Below are 17,421 nucleotides of genomic sequence, written 5' to 3' on the forward strand. Positions count from 1 at the left end.
CTGTCGCCATGTCCGACCGTCTGTTCTTTCCCATCGCCTTGGCCGCTGTCGCCATTCTGATCGCCCTGGCGGTGGTCTGGCCCTGATCGTTCGTCAGGCAGTCCGGAAGGCAGGAGGGCCCGACACCGCCCTGCCCTCTCCAATCAGTACAGGATCTTGCGCAGGTTGATCCGGAAAACCCGGCCCTGCGGGTCGAGGTAATCGCGCTGATAATTGACCGGCGTCGCCCCGTCGCTGCTGGTGACGGAAATCCGGTCGTCGAAGATGTTCTGCACGCCCAAACCGACACGGGCCCCCTTCAGGAAGGGGAAACGCTCGACCCATGCGGTGCGTTGGGTCAGGTCGGCGAAGGCGAACAGGTTGATCGTTGTCCGGTCGGAGAAATCCAGATTGGCTGAATCCGCAGTATCGCCCTCGACGGTCGTGCCCGATTTCCAGTTTGCGTTCACGAAGGCGCCGAAGCCGTTCTTGAACAGTCCGGTCTGCACCTGAACCTCGTGACGCGACTGGCCGCCCGAGCCGGAGATGGAATCCCCATCCAGAAGGTCCAGCGGCGCCAGGCCGTCGCGGATCACGACTTCGTCCTGAACGCGCCAGGTGTGGGTCAGCGAGAAGTTGAACATCCCTTGGCCGGGTTGCATGCCGGGGGCAGTCGAACCGCGCAGTCGTCCGCCGCCGGGGCCGCCCGGGCCGCCGCCCATACGCACGGCGCCGCCCGGAGGCGGACCACCCGCGCCAGGGCCGCCGGGCCCGCCCGGTCGTTGCCCCATCATGGCGGGATTGGGCTTGCCGAAGGGTTTGGAGAAGTTGAAGCCCCACTGCACGTCCTGCTGCTCGCGGCTGGCGAAATTCAGCGGGCGAGCGTCGATCGACGTCAGCGTGCCGTCGTCGGCGCGGGTGAAGCGCTCAGGCAGGGCCGCTTCCAGGTCGGGGGTGATGGCGGGGAAGCTGGAAATCTCATCCTCGGCCTCGGTGCGGGTATAGGCCAGGTTCAGGCGCAGATCGGTGGCCGACAGGGGCTGCCAGTTGACGCCCAGCTTCAGAATCCGACGATTCTCCGCCTTCAGGTTCGGATCGCCGCCGGTGATCTGGGTGACCTGGACGGTCTGGCTGGTCGAATAGTCGAAGACGGCGGTGTTCGGCGTCGAGATGGTCGGATCGTTCAGTTGCTGGATCGTCGGCGCCTTGTCCTCGTTCGAATAATTGGCCGACAGGGACAGCCGAGCGACTGGCGACCAGTTTACACCACCACCCAGGGCCGAGACGCCGCCGAAGTCCGACAACTCCTGATAGGCCAGATTCATATTGGCGGACAGGTCGCCGATCTTCGGCAGGACGCCGCGATCCACGCTGGAGATTGGCAGGTCGAAGTTGGCCTGCAGGCTGCCCAGGTCGCGCGACTGCGACCGATCGCTGGCCACGCCGGACCGGAGGCTTTCTGAATCCAACGACTGGTGCTCGCCCCCGACCTTGAAGGTGGTAGTGACGCCGCCGGCAGGCAGCTCCCAGGCCGTTCCGTTCAGGACGACTTCGCCCTCGAGCGACTGCGAAACCGAGCTGGCGGTGTCGCGGGCGGCCCTCGTCGCCGCCCCGCTCAGATCGCCGTAGGGATTCACGCTCGTGTCGCCCGCGTCTATTGCGGCCTTAAGGGCGTCCTCGTCGACGCCGCGCCCGGTGGTGGTGTCCGTCTCAGTGCGGCTGTACTCGCCGGTCGCAGTCCAGCGCCAGTCGCCCAGATAGCCGTCGAACACCGTGCCCAGTTCCGCTTCCCGCGTATTGGTCTGGCGTTGCAGCGCGTCTGGCAGGCCGATGTAGCGATACAGATCGACGGGCGCGCCGTCGGGCGACCAGGGATTGCCCTCGGGCAGGCTCAGGCTGACGCCCGGCAAGCCCAGATAGCTGCGACTGCTGCTGTCCTCCAGGCTGCCGCTCAAGGTCATTCCGACCTTGTCGTTCAGGTCGTGCTTGTAGGTTCCCGCCACCGACGCCTCGGCCGTGCGCGGCTGCAGGGTGCGATAGGCGTTCAGATCAGTGTCGCCCACGGAATCGAGCTGCGCGGTCCCGGTACGATCGATGTTCCTTTCGGACTCGTACAAGGCGTTGCTGCTGTTGCCGTTGATATCGAGCGACCAGCGGTCCGCCCCGGCGATGTTGAGGATGTTGTTCTCGTTCGACGTCGTCGTGCGACCGCCCTGATCCGACCGGCTGACGTTGACCGAGGCGGTCAGCGAACGGAATTGGGCCTTGAGGATGATGTTCACGACGCGCTGGTTGGCGCTGTAGCCGTAAGACAGGGCCGTTTCCTCAGGCAGGACCTCGAAGCGTTCGATCGCCTCGGGCGGCACGCCCCGGATTTCGCGGAAGCCCGAGATGCGACGACCGTTGACCAGGAAGACCGGCGATCCGCCACGGGCGCTGCGGGTCTGGGCCTCCAGCAGGGTCACCAGTTCCCCGATATTGGTGGCGCCGAAGGCCTGGATCTGAGTGGAGTCATAGGAGACGATCGGCTCCTGCCCGCCCAGGGCCACGCCACGCTTGGTCGCAGTCACCTCGATATCCGGCAGGACGGTGGTCGCTTCCTCCTGCTGCGGCGACTGGATTTCAGTCCCTGCGGTGGGGGCGAGTGCGAGCAGCATGAGCGCGGTCGGGATCATGAGAACCGTGTTCCAGAGGAAGAAATCAGCCCCCTTGGGACGGGACAATCATGGCCGGAAAGCGGCTAAATTCATGAAGTTTCAGAAAGCGTTGCATGGCTTCAACACTGCCAAAACTTCAGCGACGGAAACCGCTCCGACCCCCGTTAAACAGGGTTTGAATGGAGTCTCATTTTCAAAGAAGAAGGGGCGGAACAAGCGCCCCGCCCCTCCCTATTCTGTCAGAACTCTTCCCAGCCGTCAGAACCCGACCCCACTGTCATATCCCGTCCGTTCGCGACCTTGACGACGCGTTGCTCAACCCTCGGCGCCGGGCGCGAGGGAGGACTTGCCGGCCCACCTTGGACCGACGAAGCCTTCTGGCCCGGTTTTCCACCGGATACCTGGAAGAAGGACACCTGCGCCGACAGTTCGGCCGTTTCCTGGCGCAGCGAATTGCTCGCCGCCGTCGCCTGTTCGACCATGGCGGCGTTCTGTTGGGTCACCTGATCCATCTGGTTCACGGCGATGTTGATCTCGTGCAGACCCGTAGCCTGCTCCTTGGCGGAGGCCGCGATCTCGACGACCAGGGCGCTGATGTCGTTGACCTGGGAGGCGATGGCCTGCAGGGCGGACCCGGCCTCGCTGACCAGGCGGACGCCGTTCTCGACCTCGGAGCCGGAGCTGCTGATCAGGGTCTTGATCTCCTTGGCGGCCTCGGCCGAGCGCTGGGCCAGGGCTCGCACTTCGGAGGCGACCACGGCGAAGCCGCGGCCGGATTCGCCGGCCCGCGCCGCCTCGACCCCGGCGTTCAGGGCCAGCAGGTTGGTCTGGAAGGCGATCTCGTCGATCACGCCGACGATCTGGCTGATCTGGCGTGAGCCGTCCTCGATCTTCTGCATGGCTTCAACGGCGTTCATGACGACCGCGCCCGAAGCCTCGGCGCTTTGACGCGCCCCGTTGGTGACAGTAGCGGCCTTGGTGGCGCCCTCCGCGGTCATGCGGACCGTTGCGGTGATTTCGTCCAGGGCGGCGGCGGTTTCTTCCAGGCTGGCGGCCTGTTGTTCGGTACGGCGCGACAGGTCGTCGGAGGCCTGACTGATCTCGCCGGCGCCGGAGTCGATGCCGTGGACCGAGCCGAGCACGCCGGTGACGGTCTCTTCCAGACGGGCGATCGAGCGATTGAAGTCGGTTTTCAGAATCTCGCTACGCTCGGGGAAGGGCGCGTCGATGCGATAGACTAGGTCGCCGTCGGCCAGGGCGGACAGCCCCTTGCCGAGGCTTTCGATAACGACGGCGTTTTCGGCCGCTTCCTGCTTCGCGGCGGCCTCGCGGCGGCGACGTTCGGTCTCAGACTCGTCGCGCATCGATTCCGCTTCCTGCTCCAGCGCCTTGGCGCGCAGGCCGTTGTCGCGGAAAATCTGCATGGCTTGAGCCATGGCGCCGACCTCGTCCTTGCGCTCCGTGTCGGGAATGGCGACGTCCAGCTTGCCCTGCGCCATGACGGACATTGCGCCGGTCATACGACGAACCGGGGCGACCATCAGGATCGACAACTGCACGCCCAGGAAGACGGCGGCCGCGACCAGGATCAACCCGCCGACAGCAAGGGCGAGGAAGGAGGCTGTGATCGCCGACGCCTGTTCGGCGTCACGCAGGGTCATCCGTTCGACTTCGATGTCGCGGACCTGGGTGATGGCCTTGGTGATATGGGTCACCCGAACCTTGTCGCCCGAGTCGATCACGACGCGACGTGCGGCTTCAATACGCGCCGTATCAAGCGCGGCCTCGGTCAGCGGCGTCCCGAACTCGGTCCGCCAGGCCACGGCATCCTGCTGAGCCTTATCGACCAGCGCCTTCTCTTCGGGGGTTAGATTGGACGCCTGCAGAGCGGCGACGGACGCTTCGAACTGCTCCCAGCCGGTTTTATACACGTCGAGATAGTCAGCATTGCCGGTCAGCAAGACACCGCGCATCTGCGAGTTCAGGCGAATGAAGCCCTTCTCGGCGACGTGCGTGTGATCGATGATCGCCTTGCTCTCTGCGTTCAGCTCGGCGGCTGTCTTCATGGCGGACAACTGGAAGAACACGGCGCCGATCATCGCGGCGGCCACGGTCAGCAAAAGGGCGAATGCGATCGCCAACTTCCGCTGCATCGGAATGTTCTTCGGATTCATGTTATCGTCTCGTTACGGCTCAATACTGTCTTGCGCGTTAATTATGAAGAAACCCGGAACGGAGGACCGTTCCGGGTTGATATTCTAGACTTAGAATGCGGTCTGGACACGGACGGTCGCGGTATTGCCGCTGTCGTCTCCGGCGAAGGTCCCGGTTCTGTTGTCGACCGACCAGGCGCTCCAGTGTGCGGAAATACGGGTATTGTTCGTCGGGTACCAGTTGACGCCCAGCAGCCAGGTGTCGGCCTCGCCGCCGGTAAGATTGTCGCTGTAATCGGCCGTATCATAGCGGCCGACGATCTCCACCGCGCCGTAGCCGTCGGCGCCGAGAGGGTTCAGGACCTTGGGCCGGGTCCAGGTGCCGGTGCGGGCCGAAAGCGGCGGCTTCTCTCCGGTGATGAAGAAGCCGGCCGAGATGCTGTAGGCGTCCTGATCATAGTCGCGCGTAGCGGTTTCCAGCACCCGCTTGCCGCCCTCGGCCATCAGCCAGCCCGAGCGATGCACGCCGCCCAGTTCAAGGCCCAGGCCCTTGCTGCCCTTGGGATCGGTGTACGCTCCAGCAGCAAGCCGCAGATTGTCGTTGCCGCGCGACGAAACGACCAGACTGCGCGAGGCGACCGAGGCGTTGGGCGTCAGATCCTCGACAAAGCCCCAGCCGCCCAGGTGCAGGAAGCCGGCGTCCGTCTTGAACGGCGACCAGTGGGTGCGGCCCATCAGGGTGATGGAGTCGTTCGCCGTGCCGCCGCTGATGGCGTCGCCGGTCAGCGACAACGAAGCGTGCCAGACGCTGCCCGTCAGTTTGGAGGTGACGCCGACGCCATAGGCGCCCCGTTCCGGGCCGACGGTGTTGACCATCAGACTGCGTTCCAGGAAGGGAACCACGTCCTCAGCCGTGCCGCCTTCCACGCCGCGGTCGTTCAGGCGTTGGCCCATCGACACTTCCAGATCGCGACCATCCAGTTTGCGGTTGTAGGACATGAAGGCATTGGCGACGCTGACCGCATTATCGGCGATATCAGCTTCAATCCAGTAGCTGAACCCGCCGGGCGTCTTGCCCTGGGCGCCCAGGCGCAGGCCGCGGAGTTCCGTGGTGGTCAGGTTGCGGCTGTCGAAGTCAGAGCCGAAGGTGTTGGACAGGTCGGCCGTGACGCGAACACGCGGCTTGAAGGTGAAGCCGCCGTCGGGGCTGCGGAGCTCAGGCAGGCCCGTGGCCCAATCGACCGACGAAGGCGCACTGGCGGCCTGGGCGGCCGGACGCGGCGCAGCGGCCGAGGCGACGGACGGCGTTCCCGCTGCGGCAGGGGCCGTAGCCTGGGCCTGCGACTGGGCCTGCGACTGGGCCTCCAACTGCTCAAGGCGAGCGGACAAGGCCTGGACCTGGGCGCGCAACGCGGAGATTTCGTCTGCAGACTGCGTCGATTGGGCGAAGGCTGACGAGCTTAGCGCGGCGAAGCCGACACCTGCCAGCAGGGCGCGTTGAATCATCATGGGGCTGTACTCGTCAGTGAATGATCGTTTGCGCCAGACGTAAAGCCTGACTGTTAACGAAGGGCCAAACCTGGATAAGCAGAACTGCGTATCGCCGGTTGAACGGATTCCGAATGCAGTACAGGCGCCGCGCTTTCGCGACGGCGCCTGTTTTCCGGGGAGGAAATCAGTCGGCGGTGACCAGGTCCTTGTCACCCGGTCCAGCGGCGGGATCCGGCTGGGCCGCGATCGGCTGGGCGGGACCGTTCAGCGCCGCGTGCAGGGCGTCCCGGTCCAGCTCGCCTTCCCATCGGGCGACGACGATGGTGGCGACCGCATTGCCGATGAAGTTGGTCAGGGCGCGACACTCGCTCATGAAGCGGTCGATGCCGAGGATCAGGGCCATGCCAGCGACCGGAACCGTGGGAACCACCGACAGGGTCGCCGCCAGGGTAATAAAGCCGGCGCCGGTGATGCCGGCCGCGCCCTTGGACGACAGCATGGCGACCAGCAGCAGCAGGATCTGTTGTTCCAGCGTCAGGTCGATGTTCAGCGCCTGGGCGATGAACAGGGCCGCCATCGTCATATAGATGTTGGTGCCGTCCAGATTGAACGAATAGCCGGTTGGAACGACCAGACCGACCACCGACTTCGACGCGCCGGCGCGCTCCATCTTGTTGAGGAGCGAAGGCAAGGCCGCTTCCGAGGACGAGGTGCCCAGAACCAGCAGCAGTTCTTCTTTCAGATAGCGGATCAGCTTCAGGATGTTGAAGCCGTTGGCCCATGCCACCAGACCCAGGACGCCGACGACGAAGATGATGGCGGTGATGTAGAAGGTGGCGACCAGGGCGGCCAGGTTGGCGATGGAACCGATGCCGTATTTGCCGATGGTGAAGGCGAAGGCGCCGAAGGCCCCGATAGGCGCGGCCTTCATCAGAATGGCGACCAGCTTGAAGAAGGCGTGGCTGATCGATTCCAGGAAGTTCAACACCGGCTTGCCGACATCGCCGACCATGGCCAGGGCCAGGCCGAACAGGACCGAGACGAACAGAACCTGAAGAATATTCCCTTCAGAGAAGGCCGAAACCATCGTGTCCGGAATGATGCCCATCAGGAAGCCGGTGATGGTCGTCTCGTGCGCCTGCTCGGAGTATTTGGCGACCGCGCCCACATCCAGGGTGGCTGGGTCGATGTTCAACCCACGGCCCGGCTGGACGATATTGGCGATGATCAAGCCGACGATCAGGGCCAGGGTCGAGAAGGTCAGGAAATAGGCGAAGGCCTTGGCCGCCACGCGACCGACGCGGCCGATATCGCTCATGCCAGCGATGCCGGTGACGATGGTCAGGAATATGACCGGGGCGATGATCATCTTCACCAGCTTGATGAAGGCGTCGCCCAACGGCTTCAGGCTTTCACCGAAGGACGGCCAGAAGTGACCGATGACAGCGCCCGCGACGATGGCGGTCAGAACCTGGAAATAGAGATGCCGATAGAAGGGCCGGCGGACGGACGGCTCTGGGGCGGAAGGTAACGCGATCACGGGGGAGGGACTCCTGCACTGCGGGACCATCCCGCGGTTTCCTCGGCGGCCCCCGCTGCTGACGTCGAGGTGCGCAGGCAAATGTCCCGCACGGTTTGAAACCGTCCAAGTTCATTCGAACTATGATATATTTTATTGTTTTATAAAGATAATTTCTGGTTCCGGCAGCCTTGAGCGCATAAGAGTGTGCGAGAGGCCGCACAAAGAGTTCGCGCATTTGTGTGAAATGTCGCACAGATCAGGAATGCAACCGTCCGCGACCCGTCAATTTCTCGAAAGAGCGTCGAGTTTCGCCCGAAATCCCTGGACGGTCTTGGCCGTCGCTTGGTTGGCGGCGAGTCTGCTTCTAGGCGGCGTCGCCGGCGAGGCCGCGAGACGTGATGCACTTGGAGAACTGGAGCGACAGGCGACCGCCGGCGCCGCCATGCATGCGGCGGTGTTGCGCAGCGAGTTGGAAAAGCAGCGCGCCGTACCCGTCATCCTGGCTGAGGACCCCGATGTGGCGAGGCTTCTGGCGACACCCGACGCCCGCACCGTGGATCGCGTGGATCGCAAGCTTGAACGTCTGGCGATCCAGACGCGCGCCGCCGTCATCTATGTCCTGGACGCCAAAGGCTTGACCTTGGCGTCCAGCAATTGGCGGGCGCCCACCAGTTTCGTCGGCATACGCTACGACTTCAGACCCTATTTCACCAACGCGATGCGCGACGCGAAGGGCGAGTTCTATGCGCTCGGCACGCGCAGCGGACGACCTGGCTTGTATCTTTCTCGCCGCGTGGATGCGAGCGACGGAACGCCTTTGGGCGTGGTGGTGCTGAAGCTGGAATTCGACGCACTGGAGTCCGAATGGCGCAGTTCGGGCGAACCCGCCTGGGTCGCCGATCCGGGTGGCGTGGTGCTGGTGACCAGCGTGCCGGAATGGCGTTTCCGCGCCACGGGACCGATGGACGAAACCCGGCGTCGTCTCAGCCAGACAGATCTGACCCTGCGCCCCGACGCCCTTGCCCCACTGCCCTTCCGGACGCCGGACGGCGACCATCCCCGACTGGTGTACGCGGCCGTCGGCGAGGGTCGCCCTCAAACCTGGATGCACTCCAAGACCGGAACGGCCACGCCGGGATGGACCCTGCATCTGCTGACGCCGGAGCGAGGCATGGTCGGGACCGCCGTGGCGGGCGGGCGTGGGATCGCCTTGCTCATCACAAGCCTGTTCGCGCTCGCTGCAGGCCTGCTGTTGCGGCGGCGTCGCCAGGCCACCGCCCGCGCGCGGGCCGAGGAGGAGGGTCGGCTGGAGCTTGAACGCCGCATCCGCGAACGCACCCACGAACTTCACGAGGCCAACCTCGCCCTGAACCGGCAGATCGAGGAGCGGCGGCGCGCAGAAGCCGCCCGGGAACTGCTGCGCGACGAACTGGTTCAGGCCAGCAAGCTGGCGGCGCTCGGCCAGATCGTCGCCAGCGTGGCTCATGAGATCAACCAGCCGGTCGCCGCCATCTGGACACATGCGGACACTGCCGTTCTGTTGCTGGAGCGGAGCGAAACCGACAAGGCGCGCGACGCGCTTCGGAAGATCGGCGATCTGACCCGCCGGATCGGCGCCATCACCCAGGACCTGCGTCTGTTCTCGCGCAAGGCCGCGCCCAGCATCGACGAAATCCGGCTGGAAGACGCCATCCAGGGCGGACTTCAACTGACCCGCGGAAGGCTGGAGGAAGGCGGGATAAGTCTGGAACGGATCGGCGACGGCGACATCACCATCCTCGCCGATCGATTCCGGCTGGAACAGGTCATCGTCAATCTGGTCAAGAACGCCGCCGAAGCCATGGAAGGCCAGGGCGACGCCCGACTGGTCCTGACGATCGAACGCCAGGGCGAGCGGGTGCGCCTGATCTTCGCCGACAACGGCCCCGGCGTCGCGCCCGAGGTGGCCAGCCAACTGTTCACCCCCTTCGTCACGACCCGCGCCAACGGCCTGGGCCTGGGCCTGGTCATCTGCCGCGACATCATCGCCAGTTTCGGCGGCGAGCTGGACCTGATCCCCAGCCCCCGGGGTGCAACCTTTATCGCCTCGCTCAAAGCCGCCTGATGCAACCGTTCCCTTCGCAAACCGTGGCCCTGGTCGAGGACGACGCGGACTTCCGACAGGCGCTGGTGGAGCGCATGACCCTGGAGGGGCTGGAGGTGAATGCCTTCGCCGCCGCCGAGACTGCGCTGAAGGCTGTGACCGCTGATTTTCCCGGCGTGGTCGTCACCGACCTTCGTATGGCCGGCATGGACGGGCGTCAGCTTCTGACCAGGCTTCAGGTCTTGGACCCGACCCTTCCGGTCATCATGATCACAGGGCACGGCGACATCGCCGACGCGGTAGCCGCCATGCACGACGGAGCCTATGACTTTGTGGCGAAACCGTTTCCCTTCGAGCGTCTGCAGGACAGCCTGAACCGAGCGCTGGAGAAGCGCAGTCTGGTGCTGGAAAACCGACGCCTGGCCGCCCTGGCCGCCGGTGACGGCGGCCATGAACTGCCGCTGGCAGGATCATCGCGCGCGATCACGGCGTTGCGGGCCACCATCGCCCAGATCGCCGACGCCCGCATGGACGTGCTGATCGAAGGCGAGACCGGCGTCGGCAAGGAGGCGGTGGCCCGCGCCCTGCACAACGGCGGCCGCAGACGACTGGCGCCCTTCGTCGCCGTCAACTGCGGCGCTCTGCCCGACGGTTTGATCGAGAGCGAACTGTTCGGGCACGAACTGGGCGCCTTCGCCGGGGCCATGAGGCGACGGGTCGGGCATGTGGAGCGGGCGCACAACGGTTCGCTGTTTCTCGATGAGGTCGAGAGCATGCCGCTGGCGGTTCAGGTCAAGATGCTGCGGGTGCTCGAAGAGCGTGAAATCCACCCGATCGGCGCCAACGAACCGCGGGTGCTGGACCTGCGGATCCTGGCCTCGGCCAAGATCGATCTGGGCGAGGCGGCGCGGCGTGGGGATTTCCGCGAGGATCTCTTCTACCGGCTGAATGTCGTGCGGCTGCGGGTGCCGCCGCTGCGGGAGCGTCGTGAGGATATTCCCCTGATGTTCGCCCAGTTCGTGCGCCGCGCCGCAGACCGCCACGGCGTGGAACCGCCGAGCGTCACCGACGCCGTCCGCCGCCGCCTTCTGGAAGAAGACTGGCCCGGCAATATTCGCGAACTGGCCCATTTCGCGGAACGGGTTGTCCTGGGCCTGGAGGAAGGAGCCGGCGGCAAGGAGACCGACCTCAGTCTGCCCGACCGGCTGCACCGGTTCGAGGGAGAACTGTTGCGAGGCGCCCTTCAAGCGCACTGCGGCGATATCGTCGCGGTGCTGGAAGAAATGAGAATTCCACGAAAGACCCTGTACGACAAGCTGCAGCGCCACGGGCTGAAGCCCGCCGACTTCCGCAGCTGAGGCTCAGGCCGCGACGGGGTTCTTCAGCCGCTCGACCGAGCCCATCGCCGCCGCCACGCCGTTAAGCAGACCCACCAAGGTGATCGGCTTGGACAGATGGCCGTCGGCGCCGGCGGCCCGTCCCGCCTCGACATGATCCGGCAGGGCGTTCGCCGTCAGCATGATGATCGGCGTGCGGTCCCGACCGTGCTCAGCCTCGAGCGCGCGAATGGCGGCGGTCGCGGTCAGGCCGTCCATCACCGGCATCTGCATGTCCATCAGGATCAGGTCAAACCCACCCTGTCCGGCCGCTTCCAAAGCCTGCCGCCCGTCCTCGACAAGGATCAGTTCGGTCGGCATGCCCGCCAGCATGATCTCGATGACCTTGCGGTTCGCCGGATGGTCGTCGGCCAGAAGGATGCGAGCGGGGAAGGCGACGTCGTCGAAATCCGCCGTGTCCCCCTGGCTTTGCACGACGACCGCAGCCGTTTCTGCCTGGGTTTGAGCCAAGGGAAGTTCGAACCAGAACTCCGCCCCCTGCCCTGGCCGCCCGTGACAGTCCAGAACGCCCCCCATCAACTCGACCAGCTCTCTCGAGATAGCCAGCCCCAGTCCGGTTCCGCCAAACCGACGCGTAATCGAGCCGTCAGCCTGCTGAAAACGGTTAAAGATGCGCGACTTCTGCTCGTCGTCGAAGCCGCAGCCGGTATCGCTGATCGTGAACCGCACCCGGTCGTCGTCTGCGGCCACGGCCGTGACGCTGACCGATCCCGCCTCGGTGAACTTCAGCGCATTGGAGATCAGGTTCGACAGCACCTGGCGCAGCCGGACCACGTCGCCCTCCACCGCACCTTCAATGAGGGGATCGATCTGGACGCGCAGGGCGACGCCCTTTTCCTCGGCCGTCGGCCGATACAGGGCCGCAGCGCCGCGCACCGTGTCCCCCAGATCGAAGATCGACCGTTCCAGCGCGATCTGGCCCGCCTCGATCTTGGCGGAGTCGAGGATGTCGGAAAGCAGCCGTTCCAGCGTTACGCCAGAGGATTGGATCACCTCCACCATCTCTCGCTCGCGCGGCTCCAGACGGGCGCGCGTCAGGGCGTCCGCCATGGCCACCACGCCGTTCAGGGGCGTGCGGATTTCGTGGCTCATATTGGCCAGGAACTCGGACTTGGACCGGCTGGCTTCCTCCGCGCGCCGACGCGCGACGCGCAGATCCTTGGCCTGGCTCCACATCCACAACAACGCGGCCACCGCCGACAGGGCGAAGACGACGCAGAAGGCCAGCAGTATGCCCTGCAACCGCGTGTTCGCTCGCGCCGTCTCCAGCTGGGCGCGTCGTTCGGTCAACTGGTGCTGCATATCGCCGGTCACCTGGCGGATGCCCCCGCTGAACCGACGGGAGTCGGCGATGCGGTCCTGACGGGCGTGATCCCGAAGCTTTACGAAGGCCTCGGACGCCCGCCCCTCGGCGAACAGTATCTCCGCCTCCACATGGGTGATTTCCGACTGCCCTTCCTCCCGGAACCGGTCGAGGGCGGTGCGGCGGCGGATTTGCTCCAGATCGCTACGCGCGCCGGCGATCTGACCCGTACGGGCGCGGGCTATGGCGCGGACCGGCAGGAGTTGCGCCGCCAGAAAGGACGCCTCTTCCCAATGTTCTCCGTAAGGCTCCAGGCATCGCAGCACCCCCTGCGGCGTCTCCGCCGCCTCGGCCGCCAGGGCGCACAGCCGAGCGTCATAGACCGCCAGGCTGGGCAGACCGGCGCGCAAGGTTAGCCGATGATGCGCCTGATACAGACGCTCGGCCTGCTCGACGTCTCCTAATTGGGCGGAAAGCCGCGACAGGTTGTAGATGGCGTCGAAATCGGGCCGCGGGTAATCGGGGTTGGCGAGGTCGATCTCGAACTGACCGAAGGCGGCCGTGGCCCCGTCGATGTCGTTCAACTTCATCAGGCCCATGCCCGTCATTTCCCAAAGACCGGCCCGAGCTACCCGTGCATACGGAGCCTTGTCTGGAATGAGGGAGTCGGCGTCCGCCAGCAGCTTCAATCCCTCGCCGATCTGGTCGCGATCCATCAGGGCCAAGGCCCAGATACGGATGGCGTGGACGCGGGCGAACCAGTCCGGCTCCATCGCCGCGAGCCGCCGCATCTCCTCGGCGGCGGCGGTTTCGCCCTCATCATAGCGCAGGGTCAGACCGTTCAGTTGAGCGATCCGGACATAGCGTTGGTCCCCCTGGTGTTGCGCGGCCGCAGCCAGACGATCATTCCACATCTCGGCGGTGTCGAACTCTCCTTGGTTCAGGAAAATCCAGGTCACGTGATAGAGGCGCTGCAGACCTTCGCGGTCATTGCGCCTCATCGCGTCGTGCCCGAAGGCTTCCAACGCCGCGAAATTGGTGGCCCCGGCCCGTCGCTCGACCGCCTGGGCCAGCTCAAGAGGCGAGCGCGCCCCGCTGTTCGGCTGGGCGTGCGCGTCATCGACGACGACAAGGCCCCAAAGGAAGCAGACGAGGGTTACAAGAACGGGTAATCTGAACATGCGGCTTCCGATTTGGACGGATATTGGCCGACATTTCGTTGAATAAGCTTTATCGGCCTCGCCCAAACGACGCTTGAGGGGGCGGAAATCAGACTCCGCGTTGACCACCCCCAGGCTTTCGGCTATAGGCCCGCCCTCTTGAGATTTCCGCGCCGTGGACGTGTGCTCCGCGGCGTTTTCCGTTCGAAGGTTTGAAATGGCTAACAACCCCGGCGCCCGCAAGGCGATCCGCAAGATCGAAGCGCGGACCGAAGTGAACAAGGCGCGTCGTTCGCGCGTCCGCACCTATCTGCGCAAGTTCCAGGAAGCCCTGGCCGGCGGCGACGCCGCTGTCGCCAAGACCGCCTTCGTGGAGGCTCAGTCCGAGCTGATGCGCGCCGTTTCCAAGGGCGTTGTTCACAAGAACACCGGCTCGCGCAAAGTCTCGCGTCTGGCCGCCCAGCTGAAGAAGCTGTCGGCCGCCTAAATCCCCTCAGGGATTCCCAGCGTACGGAGCGGCTGTCGCCGTTCCGTTACGACATTAGTTCGCGTTTTCAACGGCGAAGGAGCATGTGCTCCTTCGCCGTTTTGCGTTTGGCTATTAACTCTCTTTACGCACGAATACGGACTCCACATGCCCGAAACGGGGAATTTCCCAAGCAGGATTAGCGTTTGACGGAGTCAAACAATTTAACTGCGAATCGACCAACGAATCAGCGTTGACCGGACCGGCGTGCGGCGTAAGTTTTGGCCTCTAACGCACTTCCATCCCAACACGGATGAAGACGGCGCGGGACGATAGTTTCGCGTTGGCGGGAGATGTCTGTCCAGGAGCTCGGCCCCGCCCGAAAAGCATCGCTTTTCGGGGCAGGAGAAGTCGTCCCTGAACCATCGCCCTGAAGTGCCGAAGGTCGGAATAGTTTTTTGAATCGGGTGGCGGAATTATGGTTGGGGGTGCGACGGCGGCAGTGAGTGGCGTAAACGGATCGAACATGACCGACCCGGATCGCATCTGGAACGAGGCCTCTGTGCGTCTGCGGGCCGAAATCGGCGACGGTCCCTTTTCGTCCTACATCGCGCCGTCCGCCGTGCGGATGGATTCCGCCGGACAGCTGATCCTGGTGACCCCGACCGCCTATGCCCGCGACTGGGTCCGCAAGAACGCCCTGCGCCGGATGAACGAACTGTGGCTGGGGCTGGACGGCCTGAACCGCCGCCTGGACGTCCGCTGCCGCGCCGAAGTGGGTTCGGTGCCCCCGGCCTCGGCCATCATCACCGGCAATGTCCTGGACGCCACCCCGCGCCTGGCGGCCCTCGCCAACCCGACCGTCGCCCCCATCGCCGACGGCGCCCGCGCCGTCCGCGCCGCCGGTCTGCAGGACCGTCTGACGTTCGACAGCTTCGTCGAAGGCCAAGGCAACGCCTTCGCCCTGGCCATCGCCAAACAGGTGGCCAGCTGGGCCGACGGCCATTTCAACCCGGTCTTCTTCTGCGGCCCCTATGGCTACGGCAAGACCCACCTGCTGAACGCCATCGCCTGGGAAGCCCAGCGCCTGCGGCCCGAGGCCAAGGTGGTCTATCTGACCGCCGAACGTTTCCTGTCGACCTTCGTCAAGGCGATGCAGGACCGTTCGACCGCCGCCTTCAAGGAAAGCCTGCGCTCGGCCGACATGCTGCTGCTGGACGACGTTCAGTTCGTGGGCGGCAAGACCTCGACCCAGGAAGAACTGCTCTCGACCCTCACCGCCCTGATCGAGGACGGCAAACGGATCGTCTTCTCGGCCGACCGCGCACCCATGGCCCTGACCGAGGTCGAGCCGCGCCTGCGCAGCCACCTGGCCGCCGGCCTGACCTGCCCGGTGGAGGCGGGCGACCGCGAACTGAAGATCGCCGTGGCCCAGAACCGTCTGAAGGCCCTGTCGGCCCTCGGCGTCGTCCAGGGCGAGGCCAATCCCGAGGTTCTGGCCCAGCTCGTCGATCGCACGCCGGGCTCGATGCGCGAGCTGGAAGGCGCCGTGAACACCCTGGCCGCCGCCGCCGGATCGCGTCTGTCGACCGTCTCGGTCGACGAGGCCTCCACCCTGCTGGGCGCCGCCCTGCGCGGCGGGCCCGAGCGACGCATCACCGTGGACGAGATCCAGAAGACGGTGGCCGACCACTTCAACCTGAAACAGGCCGACCTGCTGAGCGAGCGCCGCACCCGTTCGGTGGCCCGTCCGCGTCAGATGGCCATGTACCTGTGCAAACAGCACACGACCCGCTCCTATCCCGACATCGGCCGTCGCTTCGGCGGGCGCGACCACACCACGGTGCTGCACGGCGTGCGCAAGATCGAGGAGCTGATGGGCCAGGACGACCAGATCGCCCGCGACGTCGAGGCTCTGACGCGCAAGCTGCGGGGGTGAATTTCCCCTCCCCCTGCCGGGGAGTGAGAAATCTGTGAACGGCTCGAACCGCTTTCCTTGCCCCGCCCGCCTAATCCGCTAGTGTCCTAGGCCACTTAACCGCGACCCTTCGAGTCGGGCCGCGCCGGGCGAGACGACATGCAACTGACCATCGAACGATCCGCGCTCCTGAAGGCCCTGGGCCATGTGCAGAGCGTGGTCGAACGTCGAAACACCATCCCGATCCTGTCCAACGTCCTGCTCAGCGCGGGCCGGGACCGGCTGGCTTTCGCGGCCACCGACCTGGATATGGAGATGGTGGACGAGGCCGAGGCGACGGTGAACGTCGAGGGCCAGATCACCGCCCCCGCCCACACCCTGTACGAAATCGTGCGCAAGCTGCCGGAAGGCGCCGAGGTGTCGCTGCTCTATTCGGGCGACGATCCCCGCCTGGTGGTCTCGGCCGGCCGGTCGCGCTTCAACCTGCCGGTCCTGCCGGCGGGCGACTTCCCGGTCATGTCCACCGACAGCGCCGGCGCCTCCTACGTCATGCCCAAGGAAGACCTGGCGCGGCTGATCGACAAGACCCGGTTCGCCGTCTCGACCGAGGAAACCCGCTATTATCTGAACGGCCTGTACCTGCACACGGTGGCTGAGGCCGGCGTGCCCCTGCTGCGCGCGGTCGCCACCGACGGACACCGCCTGGCCCTGGCCGAGACCCCGGCGCCCGAGGGCGCGGCCGGCGGTCCCGGCGTCATCGTGCCGCGCAAGACCATCGATCAGGTCCGCCGCCTGCTGGACGACGCCGGCGGTCCGGTCGAGGTCACGGTCTCGGCCCAGAAGATCCGCTTCCAGATGGGCGAGGCGTCCCTGACGTCCAAGGTCATCGACGGCGCCTTCCCCGACTATCTGCGCGTCATTCCCAAGGGCAATGACAAACAGGCCGACATCGACAACGCCCTGTTCGCCAAGGCCGTCGACCGCGTCGCCACCATCTCGGCTGAAAAGAGCCGTTCGGTGAAACTGGCCTTCGACAACGACCGGGTGAAACTGACCGTCCGCAACATGGAAGCCGGCCAGGCCGAGGAAGAGGTCGAGATCGGCTATTCCGACGAACCGTTCGAGATCGGCTTCAACGCCCGCTATCTGCTGGACGTCGCCGGCCAGATCACCGGTGAAAACGCCGCCTTCCGCTTCGCCGACCCGGCCTCGCCGACCCTGGTGCTCGATCCGGGCGATCCGGGCGTGCAGTATGTGCTGATGCCGTTGCGGGTGTAGGCAAGAGATTCCGC

General features: G+C 65.4%; 10 protein-coding genes. 5 read left to right on the forward strand and 5 right to left on the reverse strand.

Features of this window, described 5'->3' with window-relative positions; translation table 11 throughout:
• Positions 1–143: 143 nt before the first annotated feature.
• The 4 genes from ACW17X_RS08825 to ACW17X_RS08840 form a co-directional block, all read right to left on the reverse strand.
• Positions 144–2,654 carry a TonB-dependent receptor plug domain-containing protein gene (locus tag ACW17X_RS08825; RefSeq protein ID WP_492096802.1) on the reverse strand — a complete coding sequence of 837 codons (2,511 nt, stop codon included), beginning with the start codon at positions 2,652–2,654 and terminating at the stop codon, positions 144–146.
• A gap of 221 nt (positions 2,655–2,875) precedes the next feature.
• Complete coding sequence (locus ACW17X_RS08830; RefSeq protein WP_492096803.1) at positions 2,876–4,810, reverse strand: methyl-accepting chemotaxis protein; 1,935 nt, start codon at positions 4,808–4,810, stop codon at positions 2,876–2,878.
• 90 nt (positions 4,811–4,900) lie between these two features.
• A complete protein-coding gene (locus ACW17X_RS08835; protein WP_492096804.1) occupies positions 4,901–6,298 on the reverse strand; it encodes an OprO/OprP family phosphate-selective porin in 1,398 nt (465 codons plus the stop codon).
• Between the two features lie 166 nt (positions 6,299–6,464).
• Complete coding sequence (locus tag ACW17X_RS08840) at positions 6,465–7,850, reverse strand: dicarboxylate/amino acid:cation symporter (RefSeq protein WP_492096805.1); 1,386 nt, start codon at positions 7,848–7,850, stop codon at positions 6,465–6,467.
• Positions 7,851–8,133: 283 nt separating this feature from the next.
• On the opposite strand from ACW17X_RS08840, the gene ACW17X_RS08845 reads away from it, so the two are divergent.
• Complete coding sequence (locus tag ACW17X_RS08845; RefSeq protein WP_492096806.1) at positions 8,134–9,906, forward strand: sensor histidine kinase; 1,773 nt, start codon at positions 8,134–8,136, stop codon at positions 9,904–9,906.
• The gene (locus ACW17X_RS08850; protein ID WP_492096807.1) at positions 9,906–11,243 is read left to right on the forward strand and encodes a sigma-54-dependent transcriptional regulator; all 1,338 of its coding nucleotides are present in this window, start codon (positions 9,906–9,908) and stop codon (positions 11,241–11,243) included. Before ACW17X_RS08845 ends, ACW17X_RS08850 begins: the two co-directional genes overlap by 1 nt.
• A 3-nt stretch (positions 11,244–11,246) precedes the next feature.
• On the opposite strand, the gene ACW17X_RS08855 is transcribed toward ACW17X_RS08850, so the two are convergent.
• Positions 11,247–13,766, reverse strand: coding sequence for a tetratricopeptide repeat-containing hybrid sensor histidine kinase/response regulator (locus tag ACW17X_RS08855; protein ID WP_492096808.1), 2,520 nt, complete (start codon positions 13,764–13,766; stop codon positions 11,247–11,249).
• A 196-nt stretch (positions 13,767–13,962) separates the two neighbouring features.
• On the opposite strand from ACW17X_RS08855, the gene rpsT reads away from it, so the two are divergent.
• The 3 genes from rpsT to dnaN all read left to right on the forward strand — a co-directional run bounded on the left by rpsT (position 13,963) and on the right by dnaN (position 17,407).
• On the forward strand, positions 13,963–14,232 hold the full coding sequence (rpsT, locus tag ACW17X_RS08860; RefSeq protein WP_135194610.1) for a 30S ribosomal protein S20: 270 nt from the start codon (positions 13,963–13,965) through the stop codon (positions 14,230–14,232).
• 505 nt (positions 14,233–14,737) lie between these two features.
• Positions 14,738–16,150 (forward strand): chromosomal replication initiator protein DnaA, encoded by a 1,413-nt coding sequence (gene dnaA, locus ACW17X_RS08865; protein ID WP_492096809.1) that lies wholly within the window; start codon positions 14,738–14,740, stop codon positions 16,148–16,150.
• A 138-nt stretch (positions 16,151–16,288) separates the two neighbouring features.
• Positions 16,289–17,407 (forward strand): DNA polymerase III subunit beta, encoded by a 1,119-nt coding sequence (gene dnaN / locus ACW17X_RS08870; protein ID WP_492087964.1) that lies wholly within the window; start codon positions 16,289–16,291, stop codon positions 17,405–17,407.
• The last annotated feature ends 14 nt before the right edge of the window (positions 17,408–17,421 follow it).

It is taken from the genome of Brevundimonas sp. FV1ye4L (assembly GCF_058681255.1).

Excerpts from the sequence above, each read along its gene's own strand:
- ACW17X_RS08835 (WP_492096804.1), bottom strand. The coding sequence starts at position 6,298 with ATGATGATTCAACGCGCCCTGCTGGCAGGTGTCGGCTTCGCCGCGCTA.
- ACW17X_RS08840 (WP_492096805.1), bottom strand. The coding sequence starts at position 7,850 with ATGGTCCCGCAGTGCAGGAGTCCCTCCCCCGTGATCGCGTTACCTTCC.
- ACW17X_RS08850 (WP_492096807.1), top strand. The coding sequence starts at position 9,906 with ATGCAACCGTTCCCTTCGCAAACCGTGGCCCTGGTCGAGGACGACGCG.
- dnaA (WP_492096809.1), top strand. The coding sequence starts at position 14,738 with ATGACCGACCCGGATCGCATCTGGAACGAGGCCTCTGTGCGTCTGCGG.
- dnaN (WP_492087964.1), top strand. The coding sequence starts at position 16,289 with ATGCAACTGACCATCGAACGATCCGCGCTCCTGAAGGCCCTGGGCCAT.
- rpsT (WP_135194610.1), top strand. The coding sequence starts at position 13,963 with ATGGCTAACAACCCCGGCGCCCGCAAGGCGATCCGCAAGATCGAAGCG.
- ACW17X_RS08855 (WP_492096808.1), bottom strand. The coding sequence starts at position 13,766 with ATGTTCAGATTACCCGTTCTTGTAACCCTCGTCTGCTTCCTTTGGGGC.
- ACW17X_RS08825 (WP_492096802.1), bottom strand. The coding sequence starts at position 2,654 with ATGATCCCGACCGCGCTCATGCTGCTCGCACTCGCCCCCACCGCAGGG.
- ACW17X_RS08830 (WP_492096803.1), bottom strand. The coding sequence starts at position 4,810 with ATGAATCCGAAGAACATTCCGATGCAGCGGAAGTTGGCGATCGCATTC.